The 16,626-nt window shown below is 66.4% G+C and carries 13 protein-coding genes; 8 read left to right on the forward strand and 5 right to left on the reverse strand.

The genetic code is table 11. The annotated features are described in order from the left end of the window. Positions 1 to 46: 46 nt before the first annotated feature. Positions 47 to 670 carry a hypothetical protein gene (locus tag E3O06_RS08715; protein WP_134502805.1) on the reverse strand — a complete coding sequence of 208 codons (624 nt, stop codon included), beginning with the start codon at positions 668 to 670 and terminating at the stop codon, positions 47 to 49. Between the two features lie 104 nt (positions 671 to 774). Next, complete coding sequence (locus E3O06_RS08720) at positions 775 to 2,145, reverse strand: MFS transporter (RefSeq protein ID WP_134502806.1); 1,371 nt, start codon at positions 2,143 to 2,145, stop codon at positions 775 to 777. Positions 2,146 to 2,382: 237 nt separating this feature from the next. Here E3O06_RS08720 and E3O06_RS08725 point away from each other — a divergent pair, with 237 nt between their 5' ends. The 8 genes from E3O06_RS08725 to E3O06_RS08760 all read left to right on the forward strand — a co-directional run bounded on the left by E3O06_RS08725 (position 2,383) and on the right by E3O06_RS08760 (position 11,494). After that, positions 2,383 to 3,846: a fumarylacetoacetate hydrolase family protein gene (locus tag E3O06_RS08725; protein ID WP_134502808.1), complete on the forward strand. Its 1,464-nt coding sequence runs from the start codon at positions 2,383 to 2,385 to the stop codon at positions 3,844 to 3,846. Next, entirely contained in the window at positions 3,834 to 4,547 is a 714-nt protein-coding gene (locus tag E3O06_RS08730) for a GntR family transcriptional regulator (protein WP_134502810.1), read from the forward strand. The genes E3O06_RS08725 and E3O06_RS08730 overlap by 13 nt, the downstream gene beginning before the upstream one ends. Positions 4,548 to 4,549: 2 nt before the next feature. Beyond that, entirely contained in the window at positions 4,550 to 6,064 is a 1,515-nt protein-coding gene (gene hpaE, locus E3O06_RS08735; RefSeq protein WP_134502812.1) for a 5-carboxymethyl-2-hydroxymuconate semialdehyde dehydrogenase, read from the forward strand. A 150-nt stretch (positions 6,065 to 6,214) separates the two neighbouring features. After that, positions 6,215 to 7,288: a 3,4-dihydroxyphenylacetate 2,3-dioxygenase gene (gene hpaD / locus E3O06_RS08740; RefSeq protein ID WP_134502814.1), complete on the forward strand. Its 1,074-nt coding sequence runs from the start codon at positions 6,215 to 6,217 to the stop codon at positions 7,286 to 7,288. Between the two features lie 12 nt (positions 7,289 to 7,300). Then, positions 7,301 to 8,086, forward strand: a complete 786-nt coding sequence (gene hpaH, locus E3O06_RS08745; protein ID WP_134502816.1) for a 2-oxo-hept-4-ene-1,7-dioate hydratase — start codon at positions 7,301 to 7,303, stop codon at positions 8,084 to 8,086. Beyond that, the gene (locus E3O06_RS08750; RefSeq protein ID WP_134502818.1) at positions 8,071 to 8,892 is read left to right on the forward strand and encodes an aldolase/citrate lyase family protein; all 822 of its coding nucleotides are present in this window, start codon (positions 8,071 to 8,073) and stop codon (positions 8,890 to 8,892) included. Before hpaH ends, E3O06_RS08750 begins: the two co-directional genes overlap by 16 nt. A 37-nt stretch (positions 8,893 to 8,929) precedes the next feature. After that, a complete protein-coding gene (locus E3O06_RS08755; RefSeq protein ID WP_241980002.1) occupies positions 8,930 to 9,670 on the forward strand; it encodes an IclR family transcriptional regulator in 741 nt (246 codons plus the stop codon). Positions 9,671 to 10,147: 477 nt separating this feature from the next. Next, positions 10,148 to 11,494, forward strand: coding sequence for an MFS transporter (locus tag E3O06_RS08760; RefSeq protein ID WP_134502820.1), 1,347 nt, complete (start codon positions 10,148 to 10,150; stop codon positions 11,492 to 11,494). A gap of 202 nt (positions 11,495 to 11,696) precedes the next feature. Here the strand turns inward: E3O06_RS08760 and E3O06_RS08765 are convergent, their stop codons facing one another. From E3O06_RS08765 to E3O06_RS08775, 3 genes are all read right to left on the reverse strand, one after another. Beyond that, complete coding sequence (locus E3O06_RS08765; RefSeq protein ID WP_134502822.1) at positions 11,697 to 13,256, reverse strand: GMC family oxidoreductase; 1,560 nt, start codon at positions 13,254 to 13,256, stop codon at positions 11,697 to 11,699. Between the two features lie 176 nt (positions 13,257 to 13,432). Then, on the reverse strand, positions 13,433 to 14,875 hold the full coding sequence (locus tag E3O06_RS08770) for an aldehyde dehydrogenase family protein (protein WP_134502824.1): 1,443 nt from the start codon (positions 14,873 to 14,875) through the stop codon (positions 13,433 to 13,435). Between the two features lie 250 nt (positions 14,876 to 15,125). Next, a complete protein-coding gene (locus E3O06_RS08775) occupies positions 15,126 to 16,544 on the reverse strand; it encodes an MFS transporter (RefSeq protein WP_134502826.1) in 1,419 nt (472 codons plus the stop codon). Positions 16,545 to 16,626 lie beyond the last annotated feature (82 nt).

The following is a 16,626-nucleotide window of genomic DNA, read 5'->3' on the forward strand; positions in this document are numbered from 1 at the left end:
TAGCTGCGCCCACCAACACGGTCGCTGGCAGCGCATGTTTCTCGGGTCAGGTGAACATCAGCGGAACGACCATGCCGACCGTCATCGCCGACATGGCGAGGCCCATGCTGGCGTGTTGGGCGGCCGCCCAGCGTTTCTTCGGTCCCGGTCGGTTGACCAGACCGTGAATAACGAGAACGACCACGAGAACGGATGCTGCGACCAGCACCCAGCCCAGTGGCAGCAGCAGCGACCCGGCCGCCTGCGCGTGCGCCGCGTGCAGTGTCGTGGGGGCCGCGGCATCCGCTGCACGAGACGCTGCACCCGCCGGTACAGCCGGCAGCATGGCGAGCCACATGACCGCCATGAACAGGAGTCCGGCCGCATGTTGGGCTGCGGACCGGCGGACATGGCTCGCTGTGCCGGGCCGGAGGCCGGGCAGGCCCACGAGCATGAGCACCAGCAGCACCGCGGCCCAGGCCAGTGGCGAGAGCAGGGCGCCCGGCAGGGCCATGTCGAGCGTCGAGACGACCATTCCGAGTGCCGCGACCGCGGCGGCGATTGCCCGCCAGGGGCGCCGGGGCCGTCGGACAGCCGCGAGCCCGCAGAGCACGCTCGCGCCGGTGAGCGCGAGAGCGAGTACCATCCACACCGCGCTCCAGAGTTCGATCCCGCCCGCCATTGCGCCCATACCAGCACGCTACGCCCCAACCCTCGCGTCGGGCTTGTCGACCGGCGCACGCTTGGGGTGCACCGGTGCACCGTCACGGTGTGCCGGTGCACCCGCGGCGTTTCCTACAGCGCCATGCCGTAGATCTGGCCGGTGGACTGCTCGGCCTCGTGATCGGGCCCGAGCGGAATGCCGGTGCGGTCGCGCAGCAACAGCGTCGCCGCGAAGGCGATGACGGTCACACCGGCGATGTAGAACGCCACGGACAGTGCCGTTCCGGTCGCCTGCACGAGTGCCGCGGCAACCAGCGGAGCGAACGCGCCACCGAGGATCGCTCCGAGCGCGTAGGTGATCGCGACGCCGGAGTACCGGATCGAGGCCGGGAACATTTCGGTGAAGTACGCAGCCTGCTGCCCATAAGTGAACCCGTTGCCAATGGTGAACAGGGACAGGCCGAGAAACAAGAGCCAGACGTTGCCCGTGTTGACGAGGGGGAACAGCATGAACACCGTGACGAGTTGCACGATCCAGCCGATTATGTAGGTGTTGCGTCGGCCGATCCGGTCGGAGAGACCGCCCGCTATCCAGGTCATCGCCAGCCAGACCACGGCGGAACCGGTGACGGCCAGAAGAACCGGGGTTCGTTCCATGCCGACGAATCCGTTCGGGTCGGTGGCGTAGTTTTGCAGGTATCCACCGGTGGTCATGTAACCCGCGGCACTGTTTCCCGCGAACGTGAGCGCGCCCAGGATGACGAGCAGCCAGTGCTTGCGAAAGAGAACGACGATCGGAACCTTGGTCTGCTGCTTGCGCTTGGCGATCTCTTTGAACACCGGGCTCTCATCGACACTGCGGCGCACGATCATTCCGACGACTATCAGCACGAAGCTCAGCAGGAACGGCACGCGCCAGCCCCACTCGAGGAAGGCCTCACCGGGCGAAATTACGCCGGTCATCAGGGCGAGAATTCCCGAGGCCAGCAGAAGGCCGAGCGGTACGCCGATCTGAGGGAAGGCACCCAGCCGGCCCCGCTTTTTGTCGGGCGCATGTTCGACCGCCATCAACACGGCGCCGCCCCATTCCCCACCGGCAGAAATACCCTGCAGGATACGCAGCAATAGCAGGATGACCGGCGCGGCAACGCCGATCTGCTCGTAGGTCGGCAGCACTCCGATCAACATCGTGGCCGCACCCATGAGAATCAGCGTGATCACGAGCATCGCGCGGCGTCCGAGCTTGTCACCGAAGTGGCCGGCGAGGAAGGCCCCGAGCGGGCGGAACAGAAAACTGAGGCCGACCGAGGCAAAGGAGAGCAGGATGGCGATCTGCGGTCCGGCCGGCTTAAAGAAGAGCTCGGCGAAGATCAGGCCGGCAGCGCTGGCATAGAGGAAGAAGTCATACCACTCGATCGTGGTACCGATGACTGTGGCCATCGCCACTCGTCGCCGATCGGACGAGAGTTTGACGGGCGGTGCTGCTAATGAAACGGATGACATTTACTGTGACTCCTTTGTCATTGTGGGTCGCAAACTCGACCACTATCACGGCTTGCGCCCATGATCGTATATCATATGAGATACGAGCGCAAACCCCCGCTCCGACCGGTGTCGAAGGTTCGATCCCTGTCGAGGCCGAGCTGGACTACCGGGGCGGAATATGCTCCGCGGGGTTGTATCTTTCGCTCGATCGTATATTATTTCAAATACACACGCAGCGCCGCGAGAGGACACCCTATGCAGAACCCCACACCGTTCACCGGCACCCCCGGCAAGGTGATCGCCCTGCATCTCAACTATCCCTCGCGCATCGCTCAGCGCGGCCGTGTACCGGAACAGCCGTCCTACTTTCTGAAGCCCGGCACCTCCGTGAGCGTGTCGGGCACCCCGATCGAACGCCCGGCCGGCACCGAACTGCTCGCGTTCGAAGGCGAGATCGCCCTGATCATCGGCCGCAGCATCCGTCGGGTCAGCCCCGAGGAGGGCTGGGCCGCCGTCTCGGGGGTCACCGCCGCGAACGACTTCGGCGTCTACGACCTGCGCTACGCCGATAAAGGCTCGAACCTCAAGTCCAAGGGCGGCGACGGCTTCACCCCGCTCGGTCCGGCCGTGATCAAGGCCGCCGACATTCAACCGGATGCCTTGCGCGTGCGCACCTGGGTCAACGGCAAGCTCGTGCAGGAGGACACCACGGCTGACCTGGTCTTCCCGTTCGGCCGTCTGGTCGCCGATCTCTCGCAACTCATGACGCTCGAACCGGGCGACGTGATTCTCACCGGAACCCCCGCCGGGTCCTCCGTCGTACACCCCGGTGACCTGGTCGAGGTCGAAGTGGATGCCCCCACCGCGCCCGGCGCGCCCAGCACCGGTCGCCTGATCACACCGGTCGTCGCGGGCACGGTCGCGATGGCCGAATTCGGCGCCGGCCCCAGGATCGACGATCTGCAGCGAGCCGAGGCCTGGGGGTCTGCTGAAGCCGCCGGACTGCCGACATCGACCGGCCCGGCCAGCATTTTGACCGAGGACCTCAAGGCCAAGATCAACTCCGTCGGTACCGCCACGCTCAGCTCCCAGCTGCGCAAGCGCGGTCTCAACAACGTCTCGATCGATGGGCTCCAATCCACTCGTCCGACCAAGCGCCTGGTCGGCCTGGCCCGAACCCTGCGGTTCATTCCCAACCGCGAGGACCTCTTCATCTCCCACGGCGGCGGCTACAACGCGCAAAAACGCGCCTTCGATTCGCTGCGCCCCGACGATGTGCTCGTGATCGAAGCCCGCGGCGAGACCGGCACCGGCACGGTCGGCGACATCCTCGCCCTCCGCGCCCAGGTCAACGGCGCCACCGGTCTGGTGACGGATGGCGGGGTGCGCGACGTGGCCGCCGTCGCCGCCCTCGAGATGCCCACCTACTTCGCCAACGCGCATCCGGCCGTTCTCGGCCGCAAGCACGTGCCGTGGGACACCGACCTCACCATCGCCTGTGGCGGCGCAGCCGTGCAGCCCGGCGATGTGATCGTCGGAGACGCCGACGGCGTCCTCGTTATTCCACCGCACCTGATCGAGGAGATCGTCGACGACGCCATCGAACAGGAACGCGAGGAGACTTTCATCGCCGAGATGGTCGCCGCGGGCGAGGGCGTCAACGGGCTGTACCCGCTGAACGCAACGTGGAAGGCCAGGTACCGGGAATGGCTGAAGTAACCGGCCCCGCGACCGGCCTGAGCAAGTCGCAACTCTCCTATCAGTGGATCAAGGCGCGCATCTCCGACAGCACATTCACCCCGGGCTACCGCCTGGTGCTCGGAGCGATCGGTAAAGAACTGGGGGTGAGCGCCGTCCCCGTGCGCGAGGCGATCCGCCGACTCGAGGCGGAGGGCCTGGTCACCTTCGAGCGCAACGTCGGCGCCCAGGTCGCCATGATCGAGGAGACCGAATACCTCTACACGATGCAGACCCTGAGCGTGGTCGAGGGCGTCGCGACCGCGCTGTCCGCGCCATTCATCACCGCCGCCGACATCGAACGCGCCCGCACGGTCAACCAGGAGATGATCGCCTGCCTCGAAGACCTCAACCCGCATCGGTTCACCGAACTCAACCTCGAATTCCACTCGATCCTGTTCGAGAACTGCCCGAACCCGCACATCCTCGACCTGGTGCACCGCGGTTGGAACCGCATGCAGGTGCTGCGCGACTCCACGTTCAGCTTCGTGCCCGGCCGCGCCCGCGAGTCAGTGGCGGAGCACGAGAACCTGCTGCAGCTGATCGAGTCGGGGGCGGATGCGCTCACGCTCGAGCTGGCCGCGCGCGCCCACCGCACCGGCACACTGGATGCCTTCCTCGCCTTTCAGAAATCGCACCACCCCCACGCCGTATCCGAACCGTCCACGAGAAAGAGTTCCTGACCATGACACAGACGTCTGTCCAGACCACGCACTACATCCCCGCTGAGCTGCCCACCAGCATCCGTCATTTCATCGGTGGAGAATTCGTCGACAGTGTCGGCGGGGAAACCTTCGACGTGCTCGACCCGGTGTCGAACCAGACCTACGCCACCGCCGCCGCCGGCCAGCAGGCCGACATCGACCTGGCCGTCGCCGCCGCAAAGGATGCCTTCGACCACGGTCCCTGGCCGCGCATGCTGCCCCGCGCTCGCGCCCGGGTGCTGCACCGCATCGCCGATGCCGTCGAGGCGCAGGACGCCAGACTCGCCGAGCTCGAGACCTTCGACACCGGGCTGCCGATTACGCAGGCGCTCGGCCAGGCGCAGCGCGCCGCCGAGAACTTTCGGTTCTTCGCCGACCTGATCGTGGCGCAGGCCGATGACACCTACAAGGTGCCCGGCCGGCAGATCAACTACGTCAATCGCAAGCCGGTCGGTGTCGCCGGGCTGATCACCCCGTGGAACACCCCGTTCATGCTCGAAAGCTGGAAGCTCGCCCCGGCGCTCGCCTCCGGCTGCACCGTCGTACTGAAGCCGGCCGAATTCACCCCGCTGTCGGCGAGCCTCTGGGCGGAGATCTTTCGCACGGCCGGGGTGCCAGATGGCGTGTTCAACCTGGTCAACGGCATCGGCGAGGAGGCCGGCGACGCGCTGGTCAAACACCCCGACGTGCCGCTCATCTCCTTTACCGGCGAAACCACGACCGGCCAGACCATCTACCGGAACTGCGCCGCGAACCTCAAGGGCATGTCGATGGAGCTCGGCGGCAAGTCACCCGCCGTGGTCTTCGCCGACGCCGACATCGACGCCGCCATCGACTCGACCCTGTTCGGCGTGTTCTCGCTCAACGGCGAGCGTTGCACCGCGTCGAGCCGCATCCTGGTGGAGCGGTCGATCTACGATGACTTCTGCGCCCGCTACGCGGCCCGCGCCCAGAGCATCGTCGTCGGCGATCCGCACGACCCGAAGACCGAGGTCGGCGCACTCGTGCACCCCGAGCACTACGCCAAGGTCATGAGCTACGTCGAGATCGGCAAGACCGAGGGTCGCCTGCTCGCCGGCGGCGGCCGCCCCGAGGGACTGCCAGAGGGCAACTATGTCTCCCCCACCGTCTTCGCCGACGTCGCACCGACCGCCCGCATCTTTCAGGAAGAGATCTTCGGCCCGGTCGTGGCCATCACCCCCTTCGAAACGGATGCCGAAGCGCTCGCCCTGGCCAACGGTGTGAAGTACGGACTGGCCGCCTACATCTGGACCACCGACCTCGGTCGCGCACACAACTTCGCCCAGTCCGTCGATGCCGGGATGGTCTGGTTGAACTCGCACAACGTGCGCGACCTGCGCACCCCGTTCGGCGGCGTCAAAGCCTCCGGCCTCGGCCACGAGGGCGGCTACCGATCGATCGACTTCTACACCGACTCGCAGGCGGTGCACATCACGCTCGCCCCCGTGCACACGCCCCGTTTCGGCGGCAAGTAACCGCGCGCCCGCCTCGATCTCGATCGCTCGCAAGCTCGCGCCTCGATCAACGAGTCACCGCCGGTCGAGGCGCGAGGAACGAGCGATCGAGACCATCATTCAACCAGCCCCACGCATCCGTTTAAGCACAACCTCAACGAGGAGAACCCCATGACCAATCCGATACCCACCCCCACCGCTACCCCGCCCGACATCCTCCGCTGCGCCTACATGGACATCGTCGTAACCGACCTGGCCAAATCGCGCGAATTCTACGTCGATATTCTCGGCCTCGTCGTCACCGAGGAGAGCGACACCGAAATCTACCTGCGCAGTTTCGAAGAGTTCATCCACCACAATCTGGTGCTGCGCCAGGGGCCCATCGCCGCCGTCGCCGCGATGGCCTTCCGGGTGCGCAGCCCCGAAGACGTCGACCTGGCCGAGGCGTACTACCAGGAGCTCGGCTGCCGCACCGAACGCCGCACCGAAGGCTTCGTCACGGGCATCGGAGACAGCGTGCGCGTTGAGGACCCACTCGGTTTTCCGTACGAGTTCTTCTACTCGACCACCCACGTGGAACGCCTCGCCTGGCGTTACGACCTGCAGGGTCCGGGCGCGCTCGTGCGCCTCGACCACTTCAACCAGGTCACCCCCGACGTCGGCCGTGGCCGCAAATACCTCGAAGACTTGGGCTTTCGCGTCACCGAAGACATCAAAGACGAAGACGGCGTCACCTACGCGGCCTGGATGCGCCGCAAGGACACCGTGCACGACACCGCCCTCACCGGCGGCAACGGGCCACGCATGCACCACATCGCCTTCTCGACGCACGAGAAGCACAACATCATCTATATCTGCGACAAGCTCGGCGCGCTGCGCAAGAGCGACCTGATCGAGCGCGGCCCGGGCCGCCACGGCGTCTCGAACGCGTTCTACCTGTACCTGCGCGACCCCGACGGTCACCGCGTCGAGATCTACACGCAGGACTACTACACCGGCGACCCCGACAACCCCGTCGTCACCTGGGATGTGCACGACAACCAGCGCCGCGACTGGTGGGGCAACCCCGTCGTGCCCAGCTGGTACACGGATGCCTCGCTCGTGCTCGACCTCGACGGCAATCCGCAGCCGGTCATCGAGCGCACCGAGTCCAGCGAAATGGCCGTGACCGTCGGCGCCGACGGCTTTTCGTACACCCGCAAGGACGACGAGCTCGCCGGCTTCAAACTCGGCACGACCCTCTAGGAAGAAGCGCGCATGCTTGACCAGTCAGTCATTGAAGAGATCGCCGACGAACTCGTCGCGGCCGGCCGAACCCGGTCGACGGTTCCCCGGCTCAGCACCCGCTACCCCGGCATGACCGTTGAAGACGCCTACGCCGTGCAGAGCCTGTGGAAGGAACGCGGCATCGCGGCCGGCCGCCGGCTCGTCGGTCGCAAAATCGGCCTAACGTCCAAGGTCATGCAGGTCGCGACCGGCATCACCGAACCCGATTATGGAGTGATCTTCGCTGACGAGGTCTACGAGAATGGCGCGAGCATCCGTTTCGACAGCTTCTCGAACGTACGAATCGAGGTCGAGCTCGCGTTCGTGCTCGGCAAGCCGTTGTCCGGGCCGAACTGCACCCTCTTCGATGTGCTCGATGCGACGGACTACGTGGTTCCGGCGCTGGAGATCCTCAGCTCGCGCATCGAGATGCCCGGCCGCACGATCGTCGACACCATCTCCGACAACGCGGCGATGGGCGGAATGGTGCTGGGCGGCACTCCGGTGAAGATCGGCGACGTGGACCTGCGCTGGGTGTCGGCCCTGCTCTACCGCAACCAGACCATTGAGGAATCCGGGGTGGCCGCGGCCGTGCTGGGCCACCCCGCTGCCGGCGTCTACTGGCTGGCGAACAAGCTGGCCCAGCACGGAACCAGCCTCGAGGCCGGGGAGATCATCCTGGCCGGCTCGTTCACCCGCCCGATGTGGGTGGAGCAGGGCGACACCGTGCACGCCGACTACGGACCATTGGGAGCCATCACATGCCGATTCGAGTAGCAGCAGAGCCGACCTTCCGCGACGTTCTCGCGGACAGCGAACGTGCGCAGATCGGCATGTGGGTGTGTTCCGGCAGCGCGCTGGTGGCAGAGATCTGCGCCGGCAGCGGTCTCGACTGGCTTCTGATCGACACCGAACACAGCCCGAATGGCCTCGAGTCGACACTCAGCCAGCTGCAGGCCGTGCACGGCTACCCGATCGTGCCGCTGGTGCGCGCGCCGATCGGGGATCGGATCATCGTGAAGCAGCTGCTCGACCTCGGCGCGCAGAATCTGCTCATCCCCATGGTCGATACTGCCGAGCAGGCCCGCGACATGGTGGCCGCGGTACGCTACCCGCCGCACGGCGTTCGCGGCGTCGGCAGCGCCCTCGCCCGCGCCTCCCGGTGGAACCGTATCGACGACTACCTGGCCCGCGCCGACGAGACGATCTCACTGTTCGTACAGATCGAGACGACGGATGCTGTGGCCAACATCGCCGAGATCGCCAGCGTCGACGGCGTGGACGGCCTGTTCATCGGTCCCTCCGACCTCGCAGCATCGATGGGCTTGCTCGGCCTGCAGGACCACCCCGACGTCGTCGCTTCGGTCGAGCAGTGCATCCGCACCGTCGCCGCGCTCGGCAAGCCCGTCGGTGTCAATGCCTTCGCGCCCGCGACCGCCGAGCGTTATCTGGCGGCCGGTGCCCGCTTCGTGCTCGTCGGTGCCGACGTGGCCATCCTCGCCCGGGCGTCGGAGACGCTCGCGGCCACCTTCATCAGGCCAACGGGTCAGGCGGGGTCCGAGGTTTTGCGGCCGAGTTACTGAGCGACGGAACTCGTCGACCGAATGCGAGAATAGGAGGGTGTCGATCCCAGAATTCGCCGAGGCCTCCGGCCGCCCCCAGCCGGCACCCGCCGCGCACTCGCAAACGCTGTCGCGCGGCATCCGCGTGCTGGAGATTCTCGCTGAAGCAGACGAACCGATGAGCATCATCGAACTCGCCGCCGCCCTCGACGTGCACCGTTCGATTGCCTATCGCATCCTCCGCACCCTCGAAGATCACGGCCTCGTCGTGCGGGACCCGGCCGGACTGGTGCGGCTCGGCGCGCGACTGGCCGCCCTGGCGCGCGGGGTGTCCCGCGATCTGCAGGCCGCTGCCCGGCCCGTGCTCACCCGCATCGCCAACGAGCTCGGCATGACCGCGTTCGTCGCGGTGCTCGACCAGGGCGAGATCTTCACCCTCGTGAGTATCGAGCCGCGGCAGGCCCACGCGACGGTCGCGCAGCAGCCCGGCACGCGGCATCCGCTGCACATGGGCGCACCGGGAATCGCCATCCAGTCCGGCCTGAGCGCCACGCAGTGGGCCGCACTGGGACACCCGGAAACCCGCCGCAGTGAGGCCGGCGAGGTCGCTGCCCTCGGCTACGCCTCGAGCCACAACGAGGTCATTCCCGGCCTGTCCTCGATTGCCGTTCCTCTGCTCGTGCCCGGGGAATCACCTGCCTCCCTCGCCGTCGTCTATATCTCGAGTCTGCACTCCCCCACCGACATCGGCGCCGCGCTCACCGCCGCCGCACGCACGATAGTCGCCGCGCTGAGTTGACCACGCTCAACTAACTACCGCGCCACGCACAGGCTCTGCATTCCCACACGGTCGACCCAAAATGGCGGGCGCGCAGTTGCGACACCACGCTCGGCTCGTCGGCCTGGGCGTAGTTTTCGCTGTTCTCCGGGGAGCTGGGGTAGCCGTCGGCGGCCCCGCCGTCCGCGATGCGTAGATAGGCGGCGGCAGCAGCGTCCCGAGTGCGGTGCGGCCGTGCGCCCGGGACAATTTCGAGGAGGACATCCCCTCCAAACTAGCGTCCCCGCTTCGGATGCATTCGTCCGCACCCCCATGCAGGGCGCAATTTCGCACTCTGAAACACCGAAAAATAACAATCCCGCACAATACTGACCAATAGGTAGGTAATCTTCGATTTTGCTGTCATACTGCCCCAGTGCCGGTTTTCTCCGCACGATCCACACACACTTTGCAGCAAGACCCGACCCAGCACCGCAGTGAGATACGAGGGAGTATTCCATGGCTATAACGTCCGAGCGCACCAAAGCGAACAGCGCTAAACGGAACGAAGAACGGCGGGTGCTCGCCGGCACCATGGTGGGCACCACCATCGAGTGGTATGACTTCTTCATCTACGCACAAGCCGCCGGTCTCGTCCTGGCCGGCCTGTTCTTCGCCCCCCTGGCCGGCGAGAATGCTCCCCTGGCCCAGCTAATCGCCTGGGCCTCGCTCGGTATCAGCTTCTTGTTCCGCCCGCTCGGCGCCATCGTCGCCGGTCACCTCGGCGACCGGATCGGCCGCAAGGCCATGCTGGTGTTCACGCTCATCATGATGGGCGCGGCGACCGCGCTGATCGGCCTGCTGCCGACCTTCGATCAGATCGGTGTCTGGGCGCCGATCCTGCTGATCGTGCTGCGCATCCTGCAGGGCTTCTCAGCCGGCGGCGAATGGGGCGGTGCCGCCCTCATGTCGGTCGAGCACGCGCCGATCAACAAGCGCGGCTTCTTCGGTGCCTACCCGCAGATCGGAGTTCCGGTCGGCCTCATCCTCGCCACCGGCGTGATGATCCTGGTCACTACCTCGATGAGCGAGGAAACCTTCCTCAGCTGGGGCTGGCGAATCCCGTTCCTCGTCTCCGTGCTGCTCATCGTCGTCGGCTGGGTCATCCGCCGCGCGGTCGCCGAGAGCCCGGTCTTCAAGGAGATGCAGACCCGCAAGAAGGAATCTGCGGCACCGCTCAAGCAACTGTTCAAGAACCACTCGCGTCAGGTCATCCTCACCGCGCTCATCTTCATCGCCAACAACGCGGCCGGCTACATGCTTATCGCGTTCTTCAACTCCTACGCCACCAAGCCCGCTGAAGCTGGCGGACTCGGCATGGAGCGCACCCCGGTACTCATCGCGAGCACCGTCGCGGCATTCTTCTGGCTGGCGTCGACGATGGCCGGCGGGATCCTGTCCGACAAGATCGGTCGCGTGCGCACCTTCCAGTTCGGCTACGCGTTCCTGTTCCTCTGGGCCATTCCCATGTTCCTGCTCATCGACACCGGTGATATCCTCTGGTTCGCACTGGCCATCATCGTCCTGGCAAGCGGGCTCGGCTTCTCCTACGGCCCGCAGGCGGCGCTCTACGCCGAGATGTTCCCGGCCCAGGTGCGCTACTCCGGCGTCTCGATCGGCTACGCCATCGGCGCGATCCTCGGTGGAGCCTTCGCCCCGCTGATCGCGCAGCTGCTGCTCGATGAGACCGGCCAGACCTTCTCGATCGGCATCTATCTCATGGTGCTCGCCGCGATCTCCTTCGTCGCGGTGACCCTCGTGAAAGAGACCCGCGGCGTCCCCCTGGGTATCAGCACGCACGAGTAATCTCCTGCCACACCCAACCGTGCCGCCCGGGTTTCGATCCGGGCGGCACGGTGCTTTTCGTCCCTGCACCGGGAGCTGCTCAGGGCAGGTCGGCCAGGACAAAACAGGACCCCGGCGAGCGAGGTCCTGTTCTGTTCCGAGCGGATGCCCCTGCTGCGTCGTCGACGCCGGGGGATTCTGAAGCCATCCCCCGCTATGCGGTCTAGACCCGGGCATCCTGCGAGCGGTGCTGCACCGTACGGCTCGAATCGATCAAGAAGGCCGCCGCCTTTTCCCCGATGATCATGGCCGGAGCGTTGGTGTTGCCGGTCGTGACCGTCGGCATGATCGACGCATCGGCCACCATCAGACCGGACAGCCCGTGCACCCGAAGATCCGGCCTCACCACGGCCATCGGGTCGATACCCATCTTGCAGGTACCGACCTGGTGGTGGTAAGTGATCGCGGTGCGACGCACGTAAGCCTCAATGTCCTCGTCCCGAACCTCGGGTCCGGGGTAGACCTCTTGCGCACCCCACTCCTCTGAGAGCGCGGTCTGACGCCCGACTTCCCGCACCTCGGCCACCGATGCGACCAGGCTGCGCACGTCATCGGGATGGCTGAGAATATTCGGGTCCATCAGGGCCACAGCGTGCGGATCGGCGCTGGAGAGTTTGAAGGTGCCGCGGCTCTGGGGCGAGACCAGGGCACCCATAAGAGTGAACCCGGTGGCCGGGGCGTCTGTCATCCACTCGTCAGCCATGGGAACGCTGAACGCCAGAGGCTGGGTGTCCGGCACGGTAAGTCCGGGTCTGGTCGTCGTGAACCAATGCACCTGCGTGATCGGGACACCGGCCGGAGGCGCACCGACGTCACGGGTGGTCGTGCGGTAGATCACCGGCACCAGCAAGTGATCGTGCAGGTTTTCGCCGACTCCGGGCAGGTCGAGTACTACGGGGAGACCGAGCGCCTCGAGGTCGCGGGCGGGTCCGATGCCCGAGTGCAACAGAATGCGCGGGGAATCGAGTGCGCCGCCGGCCAGGACCACCTCGCCGCCGCGCAGTTGGTGCAGCCGTCCGTCTTGCTCGTACTCGACCCCGACGGCCCGGTCGCCTTCGATGATGAGGCGGTGTACCCAGGCCCCCGTGGTGATTGTCAGGCCGGGCGTTCCGACGATGTCGTGCAGGTAAGCGCGATAGGTACTCAGACGCTCGCCGTTACGAAAGTTGAGCTGCTCCTGGGCGATGCCCTCCTGGTTGCCTCCGTTGTAGTCGGGATTGCGCGCCAGGCCGAACTGCTCGCCGGCGCGCAGCACGGCATCCTGAATCGGGTGTTTCGGATAATCGGTGGTGACGTCCAGCAAGCCGCCGACACCACGGGTAGCGGATGCCGGCCCGTCATAGTTTTCCAGGCGCTGGTAGATCGGCAAGACGTCGTTCCAGCCCCAACCGGGGTTGCCGCCGGCCTCCCACTGGTCGAAATCGTGGGCCGTACCGCGCACGTAGATCGACGCGTTGAGGGAGTGGGAACCGCCGAGCACACGGCCACGCGGCCAGTGCAGGCGCCGATCGCACGCGTGCTTCTGCGGGGTCGTGAAGTACCCCCAGTCGTCTGGGCTGAGCCACAACTCGCCCAGGCGACTCAGGTCGTGAATGGCGGGGTTCGTATCGGGGCGACCGGCTTCCAGGAGGTGCACGGTCACGCCGGCATCGACGAGGCGCCGGGCCATGATCGATCCGGCCGTTCCGCCTCCCACGATGATCACGTCGGATTGCTGGGTCATGATTTCCTCCTCATTGAGTGTTCTCCCAGTGTGCGTGCACCACCCCGCCACGGGTTTGTCCAGGCACGCAACCATGTTGACCCCACGGGCACAGCTGGGCGCCGGTGGGCGAGACGAGAAACGCCGCACCCGCCCGCCGTGAAGAAGCAGGGAGGTGCGGCGTCGTACCGCCGGGCTTAGCCGTTGATGACCTGCGGCACACCGAGCGCCTTGAGGCCTTCAACGCCGAACTCGAGCCCGTAGCCGGACTGCTTGGACCCGCCGAACGGAATCATCGGGTGCACCGCGCCGTGCGCGTTGATCCACACTGTGCCGGTATCCAGACGTGCGGCGACCGCGCGGGCTGCGACGAGGTCGCTCGACCAGACCGATCCGCCGAGGCCGACGTCGACACTGTTGGCGCGGGCGATGACATCCTCGAGGTCGGTGTAGCGCATGATCGGAAGCGCCGGCCCGAACTGTTCCTCCCGCACCAGTGGGTTGTCGTCGTCAATGTCGGCGATCAGTGTGGTCGGGTAGAAGAAGCCGGGCGCTGCCAGGTCGGGGTTCCCACCGATGAGCACACGCGCTCCGGAGTCCTTGGCGGACTGCACCAGACCGGCGACGATGTCGAACTGCGCCTTGTTCTGCAGCGGACCGAGCACGTTGCTCTCGTCGGTTCCGACGCCCATCGGCATTTTTGCGGCGACCGCTGTCAGTGCATCGCAGACCGCGTCGTAGATGTCGTCGTGCACGTAGAGGCGCTTGAGCGCGGCACAGGTTTGGCCCGTGTTGATGAAGGCACCCCAGAACAGTCCCTCGGCGATGGCTTCCGGGTCGGCGTCGGGCAGCACAATGCCGGCGTCGTTGCCGCCGAGCTCCAGGGTGAGGCGCTTGACCGTGTCGGCGGAGCTCTTGATGATCGCCTTGCCGGTGGCCGTCGAGCCGGTGAACATGACCTTGCCGATGCCGGGGTGCACGGCGAGGCCCGCGCCGATCGCACGGCCGCCGGAGACGACGGTGACGAGACCCTCTGGCAGCACCTGGTTGAGCACGGCCACGAGGGCGAGCACGCTCAGCGGCGTGTATTCGGAGGGCTTGACCACGACGGCGTTGCCCATGCGCAGGGCGGGAGCGATCTGCCAGATCGAGATCATCATCGGCCAGTTCCACGGGCCGATCGCGCCGACAACGCCGATCGGGCGGTAGGTGATCGCGGCGTGGGTGGTGCCATCGTCGATGAGCACCTCCGAGTCGAGCGGGGTCGCCGCCGCGGTGCGCAGCCAGGCGGAGGCGCCACCCACTTCAAAGCGCGCGTTGGGTCCGTTGAGCGGCTTGCCCTGCTCGCGGGAGAGCAGCTGGGCGAGGGCCTCGGACGCGGCATCGATCGCGTCGGCGGCACGCACCATGACGGCGCTGCGCGCCTCGTGGCCGAGTGCGGCCCAGGCTGGCTGGGCCAGCGTCGCTGCGGTGATGGCGGCTTCGAGGTCGTCGACCGTGTGCACCGGGGCGAGGCCGACGACCGCACCCGTTGCGGGGTCAAGAACCTCGCGCGTCTCGCCGGCTGACGGAGTGATGGCGGCGAGCAGCCCGTCGTAGGTGTCGAGTGTCGGGGTTGCCAGGGTGTCGTTCGTTGTCATGAGTCCTCCACTTTGAGTCCAATAAGGCCGGACGGGTTCTCGCCCGTTGTCTGCTTCCACGCTAGGCGCCGCAGCACGCGCGGCACTTGTCCCCGCGCGCGGCGTACTTAGCTTTCGGCGCACACCAGAAGATCAGGAGAGTGACTCCACTGGGTAATTCAAGCCGATGGCGGTCGCGCAATTGGGTACATCCGCTTCGACAGCACGTCACGACCCCAGTGTGCGATCACATCGGAGCGGCCACTCGGAACTAGCCGGGCGTCAGCCGAGAGCTCCGCGAGGCGACCTCCGCACCCGCCTGAACGTCAAGGCGCCAGGCCTCGATCGCCGGAACCAAAAGCAGCACGGCCACAACGACGAACGCCCAGCGGTAACCAAGCTCCACCGCGCCAGGGTCAACCATCGAAGCACCGGCCGTCGTGGCCCGCACGATGAGCGCGGCCACGGCGATGCCGAGCCCGGCGGCCACCTGCTGCAGGGTCGAGGCGAGGGTATTGGCACTGGACGTGAGCGCGGTGGGCACATCGGCGAACTGCACCGAGTTGTACCCACTGAACCCGATCGAACGAAACACCCCGCTCGCGAAGAGCAGCACGGCGATGACGGTGATCGGCGTGGACGGATCGATGAACGCGCACAAAACAAAGACCACAGCACCGCCGATGTTGCTGCCCACGATCACCGTGCGGAATCCGAAGCGGCGGATCAGCGGGCTCGTTGCCGGCTTGATGAGCACGTTGCCCCCGAATACGGCCATCACGAGCAGCCCGGCCTGCACCGCACTCCAGCCGAACCCGGTCTGGAACAGCAGCACGAACAAAAACGGCGCAGCGCCGATCACCAGCCGGTACACACCGCCGCCGACGTTACCCACCCGAAAGGTGGGGATGGTCAGCGCGGTCAGGTCGAGCAGCGGATGCTTCGTGCGTCGCAACCGCAGCACAGCGCACCCGCCGACGACAGCCGCCAGCGCCAGCAGCCCGCCAGCCCACCACCAGTTCGACGTCGCTGACCCGACCTGTTCCATGCCGAGCACGAGCGCGGCGAGCGCCACACCCACCAGCACGAAGCCAGCCCAGTCCAGCCGACGCCGGTACACCGGATCGATCGCTGGCACCAGCCGGAGCGCCGCCAGAAACGCGACGATACCGATCGGGACGTTGATGAGGAAGATCCACTGCCAGCCGACAGTGTCAGCGATCACCCCTCCGACCACGGGCGCGAGCACGGGTGCCAGCAGGGCGGGCCAGGTGAGGTAGGCCATGGCATCCAGCAGGTCACGCTTCTCGATCTGGCGCAGAACGGCCAGCCGCCCAACCGGCACCATCATCGCGCCGCCCACCCCCTGGAGCACGCGCATGGCAACGAGCATCGGCAGCGTCGTGCTGAGTGCACAGAGAGCGGATGCCACGGTGAAGATCACAATCGCCCAGGCGAAGATGCGCTTGGTGCCGAAGCGATCCGCCAGCCATCCGCTCACCGGAACACCGATCGCGAGGGTCAGCAGATAGGCGGTCATGGCGATGTTGATATCGACGGCGTCCACGCCGAGGTCGACCGCCATGGCCGGCGCGGCGGTCTGGATGATCGTTCCGTCGAGGATCTCCATGAAGGTTGTGCCGGCGACGAGCAGGGCGAGGGGCCGGTTGAGGGTCGCCGATCGCATCATGGTCCCATTCTCTCCCAACCCGAAAAGCACGCCGCGCCACCTGACGGTCCGCACTCCGGCCGCGCAAGCCACCATCGCGCGC

The organism is Cryobacterium glaciale (assembly GCF_004402535.1).
GTDB lineage: Bacteria > Actinomycetota > Actinomycetes > Actinomycetales > Microbacteriaceae > Cryobacterium > Cryobacterium glaciale.

Bases quoted from the DNA above. Each gene is read 5' to 3' on its own strand.
- E3O06_RS08715 (WP_134502805.1), bottom strand. From the start codon at position 670: ATGGGCGCAATGGCGGGCGGGATCGAACTCTGGAGCGCGGTGTGGATG.
- E3O06_RS08720 (WP_134502806.1), bottom strand. From the start codon at position 2,145: ATGTCATCCGTTTCATTAGCAGCACCGCCCGTCAAACTCTCGTCCGAT.
- E3O06_RS08725 (WP_134502808.1), top strand. From the start codon at position 2,383: ATGCAGAACCCCACACCGTTCACCGGCACCCCCGGCAAGGTGATCGCC.
- E3O06_RS08730 (WP_134502810.1), top strand. From the start codon at position 3,834: ATGGCTGAAGTAACCGGCCCCGCGACCGGCCTGAGCAAGTCGCAACTC.
- hpaE (WP_134502812.1), top strand. From the start codon at position 4,550: ATGACACAGACGTCTGTCCAGACCACGCACTACATCCCCGCTGAGCTG.
- hpaD (WP_134502814.1), top strand. From the start codon at position 6,215: ATGACCAATCCGATACCCACCCCCACCGCTACCCCGCCCGACATCCTC.
- hpaH (WP_134502816.1), top strand. From the start codon at position 7,301: ATGCTTGACCAGTCAGTCATTGAAGAGATCGCCGACGAACTCGTCGCG.
- E3O06_RS08750 (WP_134502818.1), top strand. From the start codon at position 8,071: ATGCCGATTCGAGTAGCAGCAGAGCCGACCTTCCGCGACGTTCTCGCG.
- E3O06_RS08760 (WP_134502820.1), top strand. From the start codon at position 10,148: ATGGCTATAACGTCCGAGCGCACCAAAGCGAACAGCGCTAAACGGAAC.
- E3O06_RS08765 (WP_134502822.1), bottom strand. From the start codon at position 13,256: ATGACCCAGCAATCCGACGTGATCATCGTGGGAGGCGGAACGGCCGGA.
- E3O06_RS08770 (WP_134502824.1), bottom strand. From the start codon at position 14,875: ATGACAACGAACGACACCCTGGCAACCCCGACACTCGACACCTACGAC.
- E3O06_RS08775 (WP_134502826.1), bottom strand. From the start codon at position 16,544: ATGATGCGATCGGCGACCCTCAACCGGCCCCTCGCCCTGCTCGTCGCC.